Source organism: Ketobacter sp. MCCC 1A13808, from assembly GCF_009746715.1.
Taxonomy (GTDB): domain Bacteria; phylum Pseudomonadota; class Gammaproteobacteria; order Pseudomonadales; family Ketobacteraceae; genus Ketobacter.
In genome coordinates this window covers 322,712-340,152 of the sequence record NZ_VRKW01000004.1, presented here as the reverse complement: position 1 = coordinate 340,152, position 17,441 = coordinate 322,712, and the positions used below count along the sequence as shown (strand labels likewise).

Below are 17,441 nucleotides of genomic sequence, written 5' to 3'. Positions count from 1 at the left end.
TTTGGCTATTGAATCATTTACAATAAGGCAGTTATGAGTCACACGGAACGTACGACCGATACATCGAATGGCTGGAGTGAGGCACAGACCCCCGCAATACTCCGTCCGCGTACCGGTGATGTTCTGGTCGCCGCTGCTGCTACGCTAAACCCGGTTCTCGGCCCCAGTCTCGACCCTACCAGTGAAATAAAAGCGTTCCATCGTTTTCACTACCGGCTTACCTTGCTCTATGGGGGCGCGGTCATATTGACTTTGGCGTTGCTGGTATTTGTTTTTTATGAATTATGGACACGCTCTGAGATCGAATCGCTGCAAGCACGATTGCTTACGTTGTCCAGTAGTCTCGCTCACTCCGTCGACGCAGACAAAGTTGCGGGGTACGGGCTGAAATCCAAAGAGCTGACCGACTTTCATCTGGAAGTGTACAAACAATTCGAATCCATGGCGGAACGGGATCCGGATATCGACTCCATTTATATTCTGCGACCATCCAACGTGCCCACGGATCTGTATTTTTTTGTCGATTACGCCAAAGGTGAACTGGTAGGAGAGCCGGGTGAGTATTATTCCGCGGAAGATACGCCGGTTATGCTCAAGGGGTTTAACCGGTCGTCGGTTGAGAACGTTCCGTACCGGGATGAATTTGGATACACGTTGTCAGCGTATTCCCCCCTGATTACCCGCGATGGGCGTCATATCGGTATTGTGGGTGTTGATGTAAAGGCGGAACGGCTTTCGTCAGCACAGCATCGTATCCTGATTGCTTCCGGCGCGATTTTTCTGGTTTCATTTTTCGTTATAGCGATTGTCTCCTGGGTGGTGTCACGCAGTATTCGTGAACCATTAAGGCGTTTGATTCATGGCACTGGCGCGGTTGCCAGCGGTAACTTGGATGTGCGAATGCATATGCAGCGCGTGGATGAATTCGGGCTGCTGGGCAAACACTTCGATAAAATGGCGGACGAATTGAAAGAGCGTCAGACGTTACGGGACTTATTTGGGCGCTATTTAAGTGAAGATGTTGCTCGTTCGGTCTTGTCTCAGGATCATAAAATCGATCTGGGTGGAGAAGAAGTCGTGGTTACGGTGCTGTTTTGCGACATCAAAGATTACACCACGATCAGTGAGCGGCTCTCACCACTACAAATGGTTTCTATGTTGAATGAGTATCTTGGTGTGATGAACAGCATAATCGATCAACACGGCGGTTGTGTGATTGAGTTTCTGGGGGACGGCATTCTGGCTGTGTTCGGTGCTCCTCAATCATTTTCTGATCATGCAGAGCGGGCAACACGTTGTGCGCTAGCGATGAGGCAAGGGCTGGAATCTCTCAACAAACAATGGTTAAGTGACGGCCTTGCCCAGCGCTGGCAGGCATTGGGTATTTCCGAAATCGAATTCAGAATTGGTATGCATACCGGTTTGGTGGTGGCGGGTAATCTGGGCTCAAAGACCAGGATGAAGTACGCCGTGATTGGCGACACAGTCAATGTGGCAGCTCGACTTGAACACTTGAATAAAGAATATCAATCAACGATTCTAATCAGTGAAGAAGTCAAGTCACGCTTACCCAATGATGTTGCCGATCTGGCGCAACGAAAAGGGGAGGCGACGGTTAAAGGGCGTACCCAGACGGTTGAAATCTATTCGCTCTAGGGGGTAAAGAACGCCCTTAGAACGCGTGTCAGCTGCTCTGAGCTTTGCGATTGAATGGCGCGTCGCATATGTTCAATCAGGGTCAATTGCTCACGGCTTTCGAACTCTGAAACGGACTCGTTTAGCATGCCGCTAATCGGTAGATCGACAATGGTGTGCAACTTAATCATACCTTTTGCCGTCAGCACAACCTGGTCAATACCTTCCTGCCGGATAGTGGATGCATAACGTATATAACCTTCATCGGCTAACCAAAGCATGGCGCCCAGGCAGGCTTCGTGACGTTTGGTGTGCAGGCCGAATTCATCGACTTGATCCGGACCGTTAAGATCTTCAACAAATAGATCCAATTTGCGCGGAAAGACACGCTGTAAACTCATCAGTGTTAACGCCGTGTCCTTGTAGAAATCCAGAATATTCAGGTCCGCCAATTCTGACTCCTTAGGCCAACTCTTTTCGTAGCCGGTCGAAAAACTCAGCCATTTTATGTAAGGCAGTAGTAAGGTCTTCTTCCCGCGGCAGAAACACCAACCGTAGATGATCGGTCGCCGGCCAATTAAAGCCACTGCCCTGAACGAGTAGTATTTTTTCCTGAATCAACAGATCCAATACCAGCTGTTGATCATCCTTTACCGGGTAGATTTTCGGGTCCAGACGGGGAAACAGATAAAGTGCGCCTTTGGGTTTAACGCAGGTAATACCGGGAATATCCGTCAGCATGCGATGAGCTAATTCTCTCTGGCGGTATAACCGACCGCCTTCAGTGGTCAATTCGTAGATACTTTGATAGCCACCCAGCGCTGTCTGAATCGCCAGCTGGCCCGGAACATTGGAACACAAACGCATGGAGGCCAGCATAGTGATGCCCTCCAGGTAATCTTTCGCAACAAACTTATTGCCAGAGATTACCATCCAGCCGGAGCGGTAACCGGCCACACGGTAAGTTTTTGACAAGCCGTTAAACGTAATAATCAGCAGGTCATCGGCTAATGATGCCATGCAATGGTGCTGCGCCTCGTCGTACAGAATTTTGTCGTAGATCTCGTCGGAGAACACAATCAGGTTATTCTGCCTGGCAATTTCCAGCAATTGCTCCAGCATCTCTTTCGAGTACACCGCTCCGGTCGGGTTGTTCGGGTTGATGATCACGATGGCTTTGGTGTCCGGGGTAACTTTGCGGCGAATATCATCCACATCGGGAAACCAATCCGCTTGTTCATCACACAGATAATGGACCGCTTTGCCGCCGGAGAGGCTTACGGCAGCGGTCCACAGTGGGTAATCGGGGGCCGGGATCAATACCTCGTCACCGTTGTTCAAGAGCGCCTGCATGGACATCACGATCAGTTCGCTGACACCGTTGCCCAGAAAGATGTCCTCTATCTGTACATCAGGAACGTTGCGCGCTTGGTAATATTGCATAACCGCTTTGCGTGCTGCAAACAGGCCTTTGGAGTCACTATACCCGGAGCCCTCCGGCAACTGGTGGATGACATCCTGAATAATCTCTTCAGGTGCCATCAGGCCAAACGGAGCCGGATTACCGATATTCAGCTTCATGACTCGGTGGCCGTCCTCTTCCAGGCGACGAGCTTCGTCCAGAACCGGCCCCCGGATGTCGTAACACACGTTATGCAATTTGGATGATTTCAGCACGGGCTTCATAAATTACTCACGCTACCTCTTGTTACCAGGCCTTTAAAAGGGTCATTATTGCAAGCATAGCAGCTTGCACGGAGCGCTAAGTGTAAACGAAAACGGATTGATTTTAATGCAATTTATATAGGTGAAGTGATGGCAGATAATAGGGTTGAGAAATCCGATCAGGAGTGGAAGCAGGAATTAGGGGACGAAGCTTATGCCGTATGTCGGCTGGCGGGCACGGAAAGAGCGTTTAGCGGTAAGTATTGGGATCTAAAGGACGAGGGTGTTTATCATTGCGCTTGCTGTGAGACGCCTTTATTCCGATCAGAGACCAAATACGATTCCGGCTCCGGTTGGCCTAGCTTCTTTATTCCCGTGAGCAAGGACGTGATTACGGAAAAAAAGGACATCAGCCTGGGTATGGAAAGAACAGAGGTGCTGTGTTCCGTATGTGATGCTCATTTGGGTCATGTTTTTCCGGATGGTCCCCCGCCTACCGGACTGCGGTATTGCATTAACTCGGTTTCTCTGAACTTCGTCCCCGCTTAGGTCGGGGAGTTATTAACACGTAGAATCCCTACTTATAACTAATGATTGTTAATATTCGTCTATCTATTCTTGTGGACAATACGTACAAAATGCGGGTCAGATAGTACGAAAACAGCTTGCACTGTTTTTGTACACAGTTAGCGCGTCCTAACTATGCGGCCCCTATATATTAAGGAATTTGCTCGTTTACCACGGTGACATAAATAAGTCACTGAATTTTTAAGAAAATATACAGGTTAAAAAATGAACAGTTTGTTGGGGGGTGCGGTTTTCGCTTTGTTAACGAATTTTTACATAAAGTATCAACAGACTTATCCACAGAATCTGTGGGTAAGTGTAACTAAGTAATTCATAAAGCGAGTTAGTATTTTAGGCAATTGTATTGTCCACAATATAATAGTTTGGTAGGCTGTTTTCAGTTCAAATTTGCCGCACAGCGGTGAAAAATCCAGTCAAAAATAAGAGGACGAACCATGTCGGAATCGGTTTACCAGTTCAGTAGTGTCACCATGCAAGGCAAAGAGCTTTCACTATCTGAATTTAAAGGAAAAGTTTTGCTCGTCGTGAATACCGCCAGCAAATGTGGTTTTACACCGCAATTCAAAGGTCTGGAAGAGCTTCATAAAAAGTATCAGGAGCAGGGGCTTGAAATTCTTGGTTTTCCCTGTAACCAGTTTCTGAAGCAGGATCCCGGATCCAACCAGGAGATATCGGAATTCTGTGAACTCAATTACGGTGTGTCTTTCACCATGTTTCAGAAAGTGGACGTAAACGGAGATGACACACATCCCTTATTCAAGCATCTGAAAGCGGAAGCGCCTGGCATGTTGGGTAGTCAGGCAATTAAATGGAACTTCACCAAATTTCTGGTGGATAAGGATGGGCAAGTGGTGGCGAGGTTTGCGCCCAAAGACACCCCATCGGACATTGAGCCTGAAATCAAGAAGCTATTGGCATAACAAACAACCTTCCATTTGACTCAGGGTGAAGAGATCGTGATGTTCCCGGATATGGACGCTGATGAGGCGCTTAAGCTCGATAACCAATTCTGTTTTGTTGTGTATGCATTGTCGCGCAAGATTATCGGTCAGTATCGGCCTTTGTTATCTGCCATTGAACTGACCTATCCGCAATACCTGGTGATGTTGGTATTGTGGGAGCATTTGCCGAATCCGGCAAAACCGGGCGGGGTTACGATAAAGTTTATCGGTGAGCGGCTAATGTTGGATACGGGCACGTTAACACCGTTGCTCAAGCGTCTGGAGCAGAGAGGATTAATTCATCGGGAGCGTGCCAAAGACGACGAGCGGGAGGTGTTGGTCCGCTTGTCACTGGAAGGAATCGAACTCAAACAGAAAGCCAAGGACATCCCGTTCAAAGTCATGTGCGACACCGCATTGCCCTTGGATGAGGTTTTGAAACTGAAAGAAGCACTGAAAGTGATGCTGGCTTTGGATACGGAACCGGCCATTCAGAGCGGCTGTTAAAAGTATTTCTTTTTCCAGGAATGATCATCTTCAATGAGGTTTTCTACTGCTTTGTTTAGTTCCGAGCCGTTATCTTCGTCATCGACTTTCTCGGTTTGCTGGCTTGTCGCGCGGTTGTTCAGATCCTGAATCAGTTCAGCGACCTCGGCAATACTTTCGCTGTAACGCCCATCGGTGTTGACTACCGCCATTTCAGCCAGCGCTTTTTCATAGTTCAGCACGGCCAATCGTGGTTTGTCGTCTTGCACTGCCGTTTGAGCGGTATGCATCAGGTACTGAATATTGGCCTCGAGGTAGCTGAATTGCACGCTTTGCATGTGGCGATTTCCTTCCTCGGGGGGAATGGTACTATTCCGTACCAGATTCTCAATGATTTTGCTTAAGTCCTGTAAGGCCAACTTTAGCTTGTTGGCTTCCTCGGGGGTTTTGAGCCGGGGCGGGGGAGTTTTAACCCGGGTTTGCAGCTCGTTAATCTGGCTGTTCACGGACTCCAGTCGTTTGCTGTATTTGTCGCGTGCAGAGGCCAGTTTGTGGAGTCGTTCCACTCGCTTTTTCAATTGATTCAGCAACAGTAAGTGGAGCTCGTTAGGCAGGTAGCCCTCGTGAATTTCGTCCAATAAGCGCTGCATACGAAAAACATAGTCATTCAGATTGGCGATTAACAGGGCTTTCTGGCGCCGTTGCTTCTCAATGGCATGGCTGAAGTAAAATACACCGACCAACGCCGCCGCGCCTAATACGGATAGTACAACGATAAGATTGGTCGACATGCCATTTCCCTTGCTAAACGTGTTTTTAAGCCGAGTGAATGGATTTTCAGCCTGTATTCAGTGTAGTCCTTAATTCGTCTTCTGGCCGCACTACTAATACGGTTGCAGCCCGTCAGACCACTAAAACGGGATTTTGCCGGTGATCATATCTTTATACATCACCCAGTCCCCTTTAAAACTGAACCAGGGGTAGGTGAACGTCGCAGGGCGATTCTTCTCGAAGAAGAAATGACCAATCCAGGCAAAACCGTATCCGATAAAGGGCAACAGCACCAACAACCACGCAGTTTGGGATAGCAGCATGTAGGCGATGAGGCACAGCACCAGGGTGCTGCCGACGAAATGCAGTCTGCGGCAGGTGGTATTCTCATGTTCCGACAAATAGTAGGGGTAAAATTGTTCGAACGATTTAAACTCTTTGGCTTCAGGCACAGAGCGCTCCTCAAAATCAAAACGGGCATCTTCTTTTATTATAATGTCAATTTTCAGTATTAATCTCCGGCTGGAGACGGACTGATCTGAAAGGATAACTTAATGATAGAATGGAACGCCAGTACGCGTTAGTCAGGTGATTAACTAGCTTGCTGATTTTTCGAATAATTTTCCATAAATTTAAAAAATGTCTTGACGCTTTTTCGCTTACTCCATAGAATTCGCGCCTCCACACGATGTAGCGTGTCGGTTTTGTTGCGTCCCCTTCGTCTAGTGGCCTAGGACACCGCCCTTTCACGGCGGTAACAGGGGTTCGAACCCCCTAGGGGACGCCACTATTTGAAAAAGCAGGCTAAGCAGCCTGCTTTTTTTATGCCCTGAATTCCCAATACAGGTGAATGAATGCCTGAAGCTAATCCGCGACGTTCCCGCAAAAGCCTGTCTTCGCTGAATACCCATGCCTGGGATTTATCGCCCCAAGATGCGATCGCTTTACAAAAGCAATGGGCGGACAGAGTGGTTTTATGCGATGAGTTTGATGAGGTCCGGTTTGTGGCTGGAGTGGATGTCGGCTTCGAAGAGAATAATAAAGTCACCCGAGCTGCCATTGCTGTTTTGTCATTTCCGTCGTTGCAGCTGGTCGAAAGCGCTTTGGTGAAACAGCCTACCCGTTACCCCTATATACCAGGATTGCTGTCTTTTCGAGAAATGCCGGCGATTTTGGCTGCCTATAGTACACTCAGAACCATTCCGGACTTATTGCTTTGTGATGGGCAGGGCGTGGCACACCCCAGGCGTTTGGGCATAGCCAGTCATTTGGGAGTGTGGCTGGACAAACCGGCCATTGGCGTCGGCAAATCGAGATTGGTCGGACAATATGGCCCGGTGCCGGATGTGCGGGGTAGCTGGGTCGCATTAGTCGATAAGGGAGAAGAGGTCGGGGCGGTGCTGCGGTCACGGCAAAACGTGAAACCCATTTTCATTTCACCAGGACATAAAATCAGTATCGATAGTGCCATAAAGTGGACGATGGCTTGCACTACGCGTTTCAAGTTGCCCGAAACCACCCGACATGCACACCATATTGCGTCAAACCTCAAGTAGGGGGTACCGTTGTCACCCAACTATCGGTGCTGGCACAACGCTACAAATCGGTCAATCACATTGCTGGCGGCATCGGCATCGTGAACCCGGTTAATCAGTTCAGCAACCGGTTGTCGATCATCGAGCAGTTTATCCGCGGTTTCGAATAAATAGCCACGCATGATGTCAGCGCTAAATTCTGGATGGAATTGGACACCCCAGGCAGAGTTTCCGAGGCGGAACGCGTGATTTGGCTCGAACTCGTTTGCAGCCAGCAGCACGGCATCCGCTGGTAATTTCAGTGCGCTCTGAGCATGAGTGGCTTGAGCGCTGAAACGCGCGGGCAAAAATCCAAGGAGCGCGTCGTTTAGACCTGCCGTGGTGAGTTGCACATTGACCGTGCCTATCTCTCTGCCGCGGGGGTGCCAACCAGCCTGGCCACCCAGTGCTTCAGCTAATAGCTGGTGCCCGTAACAGACTGCCAGAAGTTTCACTTCCTGCTTTACCGCAAGCCGTATCCAGTCCTCAAGTTCGACGCTCCAGTCCAGTTTCTCGGTGACCATGCGCGGTGATCCGGTAATGATGTAACCATCGAAATCAGTGCAGGCCGGTAGGGAAACCCCTTGCTCTATGTCGTACGTCGTAAACTCGGCAGATTGAATATTACGTTGGAACCATTGATCAAAATCGCCATAAAGCCGGATCAGTTTTGCATGGGTCGAGCCGGTTTTGATTATTGCAATTTTTGCTGTCATGGTGGCGGCTGACTCCAGAAAGATAGGTGTATTCGAACGGTATGTACAATAGCGTACAAGGCAAGCGCCAACAAGACTCCATGAGTTGGGCTGTGGTGCCCAGGCTCTTACCCTACTTGTGGGGATTCCGCTATCGGGTGGGGTTGGCTCTGGGATGCTTGATACTGGCAAAACTTGCCAATGTTACGGTGCCAGTCAGCTTGAAATACATCATTGATGATCTCGATCAGTCCCAGCAGGTACACATGGTAGCGGTGCCGCTTGCTTTGGTGTTGGCGTACGGTGCATTGCGTTTCAGCAGTGTCTTTTTCGGCGAGCTGCGTGACGCGCTGTTCGGTCGGGTGGCAGAACGGGCTTTATCGCTTATGGGTTTGGAGGTTTTCAACCATCTTCACCGCCTTGATTTGGAATATCATCTCACCCGCAAAACCGGCGGATTGTCACGGGACATCGATCGGGGAACCAGTGCGGTCTCATTCTTAATGCGGGCTTTGGTTTTCAGTGTGATCCCAATATTGGTCGAGGTGGCCATGGTGATCGGGGTGTTTGTTTGGCACTTCGATTTACTCTTTGTGTGGATTACATTGGCTGCAGTCGCCACCTACATATTCTTTTCGGTCATCGTTACTGAGTGGAGGACGGAGTATGTTAGAACCGCTAACCAGAAGGACAGTTTGGCAAATACCCGTGCGATAGACAGCTTATTAAATTACGAAACCGTAAAGTATTTTAATAATGAGGCCTTTGAAGCAGACAGTTATTCCCGCCATCTACAAGAGCGGGAGCAAGCCAAAATCAGCAGCCACCTTTCGCTTGCCGCGCTCAATTCAGGGCAGGCTTTGATTATTGCGATAACCATAACCATCATGATGTTGGTTGCTTCCAATCAGGTGACGCTGGGTCTGATGACGCTGGGGGATCTGGCGATGATTAACGGATTGATGATTCAGGTCTTTATCCCCCTAAATGCGTTGGGTTTTGTCTACCGCGAGATGAAGCGCTCACTGGCTGATGTGGAAGCCATGTTCAGCATACTGGACATTCAACCACGAGTGCAGGACAAGGCCAACGCAGACGATTTGCCGTTGAATGCCGATGGGGTACGTTTTCACAATGTCAGTTTCAGCTATCACGGGGATAGACCGATTCTACGTAATGTGAGTTTCGTTGTGTCTCCCGGAAAAAAGCTTGCGATAGTGGGTTCCAGTGGTGCCGGAAAATCAACAATCGCGAGACTATTATTTCGCTTTTATGACGTCACCGATGGCAGCATTACGATCGGGGATGTTGATATCCGTGAAGTAACCCAACACAGCTTACGCTCGCATATCGGGGTCGTGCCTCAGGACACCGTCCTGTTCAACGACACCATTTTGGAGAACCTCCGGTACGGCGAAACCGGAGCCAGTCAGCAAGCGATAGAGTCTGCTTGTGATCACGCGATGCTAGGCGGGTTTATTGCTGCATTGCCTAATGGTTATCAGACCAAGGTTGGGGAGCGCGGATTAAAAGTCTCCGGCGGGGAAAAGCAACGTATCGCCATTGCACGCACGTTGTTGAAAAAGCCAAGGTTATTTATTTTTGACGAAGCCACTTCGTCATTGGACACTCACACAGAGAAAGCCATTAACGAGTCCCTGCAAACGATAGCGAAAAACCATACTACACTGGTAATCGCCCATCGTCTTTCGACCATAATCCATTGCGATGAAATTCTGGTGCTGGATAAAGGGGAAGTGGTGGAGCAGGGCACCCATACGCAATTGATGGCCCAATCGGGACGCTACTTTTCTATGTGGCAAATGCAACATCGTTCCAACACATAATCGTTCCAACACATAGCGGCTGTAACCGGCGGCGATAACGGATCCTAAGGAGAATCGAGTGACTGACAGTTGGGCGTATCTGAGTGCATCAGAGCTTCTTCAGCAAATGGCTGACGGGGTGATGACCAGCCGGACGCTGTTGGATTTCTACATACAGCGCATTGAGCAGTTGAATCCGGCAATCAACGCCATCGTAGCAAATAATTACCCAGAAGCACGCAGTCGGGCTGACGCTGCGGATGCCGCGCGTTTAAAAGGGGAGACCTGGGGCCCGTTACATGGCCTACCGCTTACGGTAAAAGATACCTTCGAAGTCGCAGGCATGCTTTCCACGGCTGGAGCAAAGCGTTTAGCCGCGCATCGGCCTGAGCGCAGTGCCATCGCAGTGCAGAGCCTGCATGATGCCGGTGCCATCGTGTTTGGAAAAACCAATACACCGGTTTATGCATCGGATCTGCAAAGTTACAATCCGGTCTATGGCACTACCCATAACCCCTGGAATACGGAATTTACACCCGGCGGGTCGTCCGGTGGGTCAGCGGCGGCTTTGGCGGCGGGTTTTACAGCGGTGGAATTGGGCTCCGACATTGCCGGATCGATCCGGACACCTGCCCACTTCTGTGGTGTGTATGGTCACAAAGCCAGCCAGGGGATTGTGCCGATGCAAGGCCATATTCCCGGCCCTCCTGGCACACTCAGTGAAGCGGATTTAGCGGTGGCGGGTCCGATGGCACGCAGCGCCGGCGATCTTCGATTATTGCTGGATGTGATAGCGGGACCGTCGCCGTTGATGTCGCCCGGATGGCAGCTTACATTACCGGAATCTCGCCATCAGCGGCTTTCTGATTTCAAAGTGTTGCTTTGGGTAGACGATCCCTTCTGTGAAATTGATTTCGCCATGAGAGCATCCTTTCGCCAACTAAAAGAATCACTGATATCTCAGGGGGTCCAGGTGTCGGAAGGTGCGCCACTGGGTAAGGGGCTGGACACTTATTTCCCCGGCTACATGAACCTGCTTGGTAGTGCCATGGGGGGATCCAGTAAAAAACGGGAACGCCAGGTAATGGGCCTGATCGCACCTTTGGCAAACAAATTTAAGGACCATATCGATATCGCCAACACATTTGAACAGTTCCTGAAAGGTGTTAGCCAATCTCACGTTGAATGGATGGGCGTGAATGAACGCCGTTATCGTTTGCGGCAACGCTTTATAAAAGCCTTTGATGAATTTGATGTCATTCTGACACCCGTAGCCATGAGCAGTGCGTTCAAGCATCAGCACAAGCCCGAGATCCCGTTGCGAAGAATAAAAGTGAATGGCAAAAAGCGGGTTTATGCGGATATGTTCAAGTGGATTGCCCCGGCTACCCTGATGGGTTTGCCTGCGACCAGTGCGCCAATGGGTCTGGCGGGTTCGATGCCGGTAAACGTTCAGATATTGGGCGCGCCCTTCGAAGATAAAACCACGATTGAATTTGCGAATTTGTTAGCGCAAGCGATTGGTGGCTTTTCAAAGCCACCGGGTTTTTAATTTACACTATTAACATGAGCAGGAAGTGTCGTCTGTTGAGCTGCATAAGGTGTTACTTATGCTTCCATTTAGTAAACATTTTTTTCACCATTTGCGGCGCCGCACCAAGCGCGCTGCCAACAAATTCCTTTGCATCGCGCGGGTACATCATTCGTTGAGCATTTAACAGCGTGTTGTAAGTGGTTTCGTCAAAAGGATACCACCACAGGTTCCGTTTGACCGGCAAGATATCCCAATTAACCGCTTTCACGTGGGTCATTTCTTGCAGGCCTTCATGGCCATGGGTGCGCCCCAGACCAGAGTGTTTCCAGCCACCCCAGGGCATCTCGGAAAGACCATGAGTGTATAGGTGGTCGTTAATGGTGGTGACGCCGGATTCCAGTTCCGCCGCAATGCGTCTGCCTCGGGCCAAATCTTTGGTCCAAATAGAAGAGGTGAGCGCCAAGTCAGATTCATTGGCTTGTGCTATGGCTTCCTCTTCAGTAGCGAACTTCATGACCGGAATCACGGGTCCGAATGTCTCTTCTTTTATGATCAGCATATCGTTGTTGGTGTTGGCTAATAACGTAGCCGGGTGGAAAAATCCATCCTGCGCGCCTACTGCTTTCGATTGGGCTACAATTTCAGCGCCCTTGCTGAGTGCCTCTTCCAGGTGTTGTTTAACCGTGTTGAGCTGTCCGAGGGTGGTAAGTGAGCCAATGTCCACATCAAACTGCTGACCCATACCGTGTCTTAGGGCTTCTGTTTTCGATTTCATTAACGCCATGAACGGATCGTAAACGGATTCGTGCACATAGACTCGCTCCACACCGCCGCAGGACTGACCGGCATTCTGAAACCCGGCCCAAAGTGCGCCATTGGTTGCACGTTCAAGATCCGCGTCTTCGAACACCAGCATCGGATCATTGCCGCCCAGTTCGAGTGACAGGGGCGTCAGCGTTTTAGCCGCTTGCTCCATTAACTGCTTGCCTACCGCAACTGATCCGGTGAAAAAGATTTTATCGATACCGTGGGCGAAAAAGGCCCGGGACACAGCGCCACCCGAACCAACAATTTGTTGAAACAGACCTTTTGGTAAATTCCCCGCCGTAATAATTTTTTCAATGGCCTCGCCTACCAGTGGCGTGGCGGCCGCGACCTTCAGGATGATTGCATTACCGGCCATCAGGCCCATTATGACTTCACCAAACGGTATTGATAGCGGGTAGTTCCAGGGGCTGATTATACCAACTACGCCGACCGGCTTACGCTGGATCACGGTACGCTTATTGATAAATAACAGGCTGTCTATGGGTAGTTTTTTCTCTTGCAGTGCTTTTTCGGCATGTTTACCGTACCAATCGCAGGCAAGAGTGCAGGGCAATACTTCGGTCGCCAGGGCATCAACCCGGGTTTTTCCGTTGCTTTTGCTCACGATTTCGGTCAATTCTTCTGCGTTCTCGACGATGTAATCGCGCATTAAACGCAACGCATGTGCACGCTCTTTGAATGAACGTCGTGCCCAGATTTTCTGGGCTGCCCGGGCATGGGAAAACATCTCGGGCAGTCGCGTCAGGTCGGTGTTGGGAATATGGCCAATTTCTTCCCCGGTACCGGGGTTATAGGCAATGGTGAGTCCAGGTTCGTTAATTGCTTGGGGTGCAGTCATGGGTAGTCGCCTCTATTTTAGAGCTGCCGTATTCACGGTCTTCTTATATTGTCGAGGTATTCTACGGAAACGACACAAGCCCGGCAAACGTCAGTTTGTGAACAAGTGTATACTCAATGCGGCTGTGTATTTGCTAATGCATTAATTTACAAAGAATTAATACATTAGCTTGTTGGACTATGGGCGGAAGCGATCAATGTTTCTGGTGCGGGATCGTGGTTCATCTTCGGAGCGTTCTTCGGCAGCGGGCGTCTCGGGCTCGGCTTTTTCAGCGACTTCGGCTGCTTCAACTTCCTCCGGAGGGGGCGTCTGTGCGGCAGCATTTCGTTTAGCCTCCTGTTCTTTAAGGGCTTGCTGCTGTCGTTCCTGCTCCTGCTTGATTTTTGCGGTGATGGCTGCATCACTACTGTTGATGGTCTGTAATGCAGTTCGTTGGCAGCTCTCGACACTGGATACCGTTTTACTGTAGCTGCTGGCCAATGATGAGCCCGATAGCGTTTTGGCATTGGCTTGCGTGTTGTTGTCCGTTGCTTTTTTCAGCTGTGCTAAAGACGCGCTGTATTGGCTTTTGGCGTTTGCTATGTCGGTAGGGGATTCCGCTTTGCTGCTAACCTGCTTGGCGGTATCACAGGACTTCTGGGCCGTACCGAGCTGATTCAATGCCCCCCGGATATCCCTTTCAGCCTGTGTTTTCGTAAACTGTATCGGGGGAGTTGGGGGCATCAATTTCTGAATAAGTTAGTGCGAATGTCCACTTGTCTAAACGAAAGCCACCCATGACATACCAGTTTGTATTATCTGAGCGGATAGGGGCATTTTCGATTTCACTTTTGACGTACTCGGTCACGGCGAACCAACTTCCGAAATCAGCGGAAAGCGCCAAACCCGCGTATGAGGATGTGTCTTCATCCATTCTTAGATAATCGTTCTGTTCCGCAGTGAGAAAAGGAATGAACTGTTCGATGCCATCAGCAAGATCGTTAAAGGCTGATATAGTGACATCGATCGAACTGTAATTTAGTTGAACTGTGAACCAGTCGTTGTAGTTTAAATTCCAGGTGACGTCCCAGAAATTTTCAGCCGATAATGAAATCGAGGTGCCGGTTGTCGCCACGGTACCGGTATTATCGGTGACATCGGTATCCGACGAGCCGTAAACCATGTTCAGTCGTGAGGTCCAATTACCCAATAACTTAACGTACTCAAGATTGGCACCGTCTATATTGTCGAATCCCCCTAATTCGTAGTTGCTATCCGGAGGCGTAATCCAGGTATAGGCGTAGGCTACGTCCAGGTAATCAGAATATAAAAAATAAGGGACTCGTTGCCGACCGACTTTTAACGCCCAGTCGTTGGTGAATTGATAGGTAAAGTAGGCCCAGGTTATGTCTGCTTTATAATCTTTATCTCCACGGCCCACCAGCTGACCGGTCGCTGATAGCTTCTCAGCCAGATCGCTGCGAAACTGAATGCCATAAAGACTATCGGATTGGAAGTCTGCTTGGTCATCGTATCCCATGAAAACACCATCGGATCCGAGCTCATCTTTATCCAGTGCCTGGCCATAGTATATCGATGCGAAACCATCAATTCGTATATCTGCTGCAACAGCCGAGCCGTTCGCTAATGCCGCTGCGGAGGCAAGTACATAATTTTATATGGGTTTATTTTCATTGTTGACTCCCGTCGTACTTTCCTTTTGTACTCATTACTAACTTTAAGTAGTAGACCAAAAAAATCTAAAGACATAGTAAATAAGAATTTTAGAAGAAAATAATTCGAAGGGGATGTGTTTGATTTCTAGAGTAAAAACTCTGGAATAGCTGGTTGTTAATAAGTCAGGCAACTGAAAATGACTGAAATCACACGTTCAATCTTTCCAGTTCTTTAATCATCATCGCTCTGGCTATTTTATCTTCGATGGTTGCTGGTTGATCTAATTCAACCCGTTGAAGATATGGCGTGAAGTGTTCTGGAACTTGCTTGTTTTTTACCGAGCGGAGTATGGCTCTGAAAATATTAGACTTTCTGGACATTTTTGATTGCATTGCTTTCAGACATTGCGCCACAACCAATTCGGTTTCTGTAAAATCCGAGCCGAATGGAAAAGCAGGAAATAAATGTTTGTCGCGGTACGGCTGAATCATCTTTTCGAGTTTATCGGGATAGTTTGATCGAAACGCTTGTGGAATTTGATAATTTCCAGGTAACTTTCCTGAGTTGACTGCACTGGCAACCAGTTGTGCCTGAAAGCGCGAGTCCGCAATGTTAACCATCGCAGCAGCCACTTCTTTATCGCACTTCCCGCGTGTGTCAGCGATACCGTACTCCGTGATATAGATGTCTCGTAAATGTCGTGGGATCGTAGTGTGGCCATAATTCCAGACGATATTTGATCGGGTAGTGCCGGATTTTTCCTTGGTACTTTTCAACATGAGTATTGAGCGCGCGTCTTCCAACTCGTGGGCCTGAGCGACAAAATTATACTGCCCACCAACACCGCTCACCACTTTGCCGTTGTCGAGCCCGTCGGAAGTCGCCGCGCCAAGTGCGTGCGCGAGAAAAACGGTATTGATGAAGCGCGCGTTGGTGCGTTGCAGGCGCTTTAATTCTTCACAGCCATATAGCGCGTTCATATAACTGATTCTAGTCATATTAATCGAATTACGGCTGTCATCATCCAAATCGCGCAGGGCTTGGTAAAACGAAGGTGGACCGAGGAAAAAACCGCCATGAAGAATGCGTGCTTGCAAGAGTTGAGTGCCCAAGCAACTGCGGGCAATGGCGGCATGGTTTTGAGTCAAATGATTCGGGATGGGTTCACCGTGGGGAGGGATGATTGAATCGCCCTGGATGCGGGTCCCGGGTTTAAAAAAGCCGAATTGAAGCAGAAATTCCAAATCCTGTTGGCTCAATTTTTCACGGATAACACCGGCTTCCAACAGGGTGAATAAATCATCCGAATTAATAGTCTTGTTGAGTTTTTTCTGGTTCAAAAGCCGTTGCAGGCCTTCGTGATCGTACACTTCACGCCGCAGAATATTCAATCGCATCAATTGATAGAACGCATTAACGAACATCTCACTGCATCCATAGAGCCCATGCTCAAATGGCCCGGTCCCGCCAATGCTATCTATTAGTTTACCGAACCTTTGCGTTGCCCCTATATCGGATAGCAATTGTTTGTAATGCCCGCAGTGGTTTTGCCGTAAATCACAGCCATAGGCAATGGCGTCGCACAACGATCCGATGCCTAATTGCAATGTGCCTCCATCCGGTATCAGCGTGCTGGCGTGAATTCCAACCATGTAGTCTACGGTGGAAATCGGCATATTCGGGGGAGCAAACAGCGTTTTGTTGTATTGCTTGTTCGTTACCAAAACATCCAGGACGGTATCATCCACGATGGCGTCATTTACCATAAAAGGTAATTGCTCGTTAACCTGGCCAATAATAACGATGGCTTCGCCTTGCTGTTTGCGTTCCAGAAGACGCGGCAGTAAGTCCAGCGTAGTTTCCGGATTGCAACTCATACTGTATTCGGATTTGCCATTCCGAATGCGGTGGCCGAGCATTTGCGCAACGACATTGATTCCCATATTGAGAATATCGCGCACGGAGTGAGTGTAGTTGGTACAGATGTAATTCTGTTGCGCCTCGACAATATTTAACATAGCGCCGGATTTGAAGAAAAATTCGTGTACTTGAATGTTGTCTGGAACGGTTCCCTCACGCAGGTCGCGCATGTAATCGAATCCAGCGTAGTCGCCGAATACCCGTGCCAAAAAAGGTTCAATAAATCGTTTCTGGATGCCTTCGCCAGGCTCGGGAACTTCCAGGGTAAGTGCGGTTGCGATCGTGAGAGAGAGCTCAGGATTGCTTTTTACGCGCTGATACAACGCATTGGTCAATTCGGGTGGCTTACCCATTCCCAGCGGCAGGCCGATGCGGATATCATTGCCCACAGAGGCGATGATATGGTCGACACAGGCCTCCACGTTGTCAAGGTGTACTGTACTCATCTGTTCATTCCCTTTGTTCTGCAGCCATCATTCGCGTT

15 protein-coding genes, 1 tRNA gene and 1 pseudogene are annotated in these 17,441 nt (G+C 49.2%); 8 read left to right on the top strand and 9 right to left on the bottom strand.

Going from position 1 to position 17,441, the window contains the following annotated elements; genetic code table 11:
• The first annotated feature begins 33 nt into the window (after positions 1-33).
• Complete coding sequence (locus tag FT643_RS10835) at positions 34-1,656, top strand: adenylate/guanylate cyclase domain-containing protein (RefSeq protein ID WP_156871401.1); 1,623 nt, start codon at positions 34-36, stop codon at positions 1,654-1,656.
• Here FT643_RS10835 and FT643_RS10830 read toward each other — a convergent pair.
• A complete protein-coding gene (locus FT643_RS10830) occupies positions 1,653-2,087 on the bottom strand; it encodes a hypothetical protein (RefSeq protein ID WP_198043484.1) in 435 nt (144 codons plus the stop codon). The genes FT643_RS10835 and FT643_RS10830 overlap by 4 nt on opposite strands.
• Before the next feature lie 10 nt (positions 2,088-2,097).
• A complete protein-coding gene (locus tag FT643_RS10825) occupies positions 2,098-3,321 on the bottom strand; it encodes a pyridoxal phosphate-dependent aminotransferase (protein ID WP_156871400.1) in 1,224 nt (407 codons plus the stop codon).
• A gap of 129 nt (positions 3,322-3,450) precedes the next feature.
• Between FT643_RS10825 and msrB the strand changes: the two genes are divergently transcribed.
• The 3 genes from msrB (at position 3,451) to FT643_RS10810 (ending at position 5,336) form a co-directional block, all read left to right on the top strand.
• Complete coding sequence (gene msrB / locus FT643_RS10820; protein WP_156871399.1) at positions 3,451-3,849, top strand: peptide-methionine (R)-S-oxide reductase MsrB; 399 nt, start codon at positions 3,451-3,453, stop codon at positions 3,847-3,849.
• A gap of 473 nt (positions 3,850-4,322) precedes the next feature.
• The gene (locus FT643_RS10815) at positions 4,323-4,808 is read left to right on the top strand and encodes a glutathione peroxidase (protein WP_156871398.1); all 486 of its coding nucleotides are present in this window, start codon (positions 4,323-4,325) and stop codon (positions 4,806-4,808) included.
• A 39-nt stretch (positions 4,809-4,847) separates the two neighbouring features.
• Positions 4,848-5,336: a MarR family winged helix-turn-helix transcriptional regulator gene (locus tag FT643_RS10810; RefSeq protein WP_198043496.1), complete on the top strand. Its 489-nt coding sequence runs from the start codon at positions 4,848-4,850 to the stop codon at positions 5,334-5,336.
• Here FT643_RS10810 and FT643_RS10805 read toward each other — a convergent pair.
• Positions 5,333-6,106, bottom strand: a complete 774-nt coding sequence (locus FT643_RS10805) for a hypothetical protein (RefSeq protein ID WP_156871397.1) — start codon at positions 6,104-6,106, stop codon at positions 5,333-5,335. The two genes, FT643_RS10810 and FT643_RS10805, sit on opposite strands and share 4 nt — an antisense overlap.
• Positions 6,107-6,226: 120 nt before the next feature.
• Complete coding sequence (locus tag FT643_RS10800) at positions 6,227-6,538, bottom strand: DUF962 domain-containing protein (protein ID WP_317622002.1); 312 nt, start codon at positions 6,536-6,538, stop codon at positions 6,227-6,229.
• Positions 6,539-6,797: 259 nt separating this feature from the next.
• Between FT643_RS10800 and FT643_RS10795 the strand changes: the two genes are divergently transcribed.
• Both FT643_RS10795 and nfi read left to right on the top strand, forming a co-directional pair.
• A tRNA-Glu gene (locus FT643_RS10795) sits at positions 6,798-6,873 on the top strand.
• Between the two features lie 67 nt (positions 6,874-6,940).
• Entirely contained in the window at positions 6,941-7,642 is a 702-nt protein-coding gene (gene nfi, locus FT643_RS10790; protein WP_198043483.1) for a deoxyribonuclease V, read from the top strand.
• A gap of 20 nt (positions 7,643-7,662) precedes the next feature.
• Here nfi and FT643_RS10785 read toward each other — a convergent pair whose 3' ends face one another.
• Complete coding sequence (locus FT643_RS10785; RefSeq protein WP_156871395.1) at positions 7,663-8,376, bottom strand: glutamine amidotransferase; 714 nt, start codon at positions 8,374-8,376, stop codon at positions 7,663-7,665.
• A gap of 41 nt (positions 8,377-8,417) precedes the next feature.
• Between FT643_RS10785 and FT643_RS10780 the strand changes: the two genes are divergently transcribed.
• Both FT643_RS10780 and FT643_RS10775 read left to right on the top strand, forming a co-directional pair.
• A complete protein-coding gene (locus FT643_RS10780) occupies positions 8,418-10,202 on the top strand; it encodes an ABCB family ABC transporter ATP-binding protein/permease (RefSeq protein WP_156871394.1) in 1,785 nt (594 codons plus the stop codon).
• A gap of 58 nt (positions 10,203-10,260) precedes the next feature.
• Positions 10,261-11,733 carry an amidase gene (locus FT643_RS10775; protein ID WP_317622001.1) on the top strand — a complete coding sequence of 491 codons (1,473 nt, stop codon included), beginning with the start codon at positions 10,261-10,263 and terminating at the stop codon, positions 11,731-11,733.
• Between the two features lie 52 nt (positions 11,734-11,785).
• Here the strand turns inward: FT643_RS10775 and FT643_RS10770 are convergent, their stop codons facing one another.
• From FT643_RS10770 to FT643_RS10755, 4 genes and pseudogenes are all read right to left on the bottom strand, one after another.
• Positions 11,786-13,381, bottom strand: a complete 1,596-nt coding sequence (locus FT643_RS10770) for an aldehyde dehydrogenase family protein (RefSeq protein ID WP_156871393.1) — start codon at positions 13,379-13,381, stop codon at positions 11,786-11,788.
• A gap of 177 nt (positions 13,382-13,558) precedes the next feature.
• The gene (locus FT643_RS10765; RefSeq protein ID WP_156871392.1) at positions 13,559-14,041 is read right to left on the bottom strand and encodes a hypothetical protein; all 483 of its coding nucleotides are present in this window, start codon (positions 14,039-14,041) and stop codon (positions 13,559-13,561) included.
• A 19-nt stretch (positions 14,042-14,060) separates the two neighbouring features.
• A pseudogene (locus FT643_RS10760) lies at positions 14,061-15,008 on the bottom strand (hypothetical protein); the annotation flags it as partial.
• Positions 15,009-15,243: 235 nt separating this feature from the next.
• Positions 15,244-17,403, bottom strand: coding sequence for an acetyl-CoA hydrolase/transferase C-terminal domain-containing protein (locus tag FT643_RS10755; protein WP_156871390.1), 2,160 nt, complete (start codon positions 17,401-17,403; stop codon positions 15,244-15,246).
• Positions 17,404-17,441: the final 38 nt, after the last annotated feature.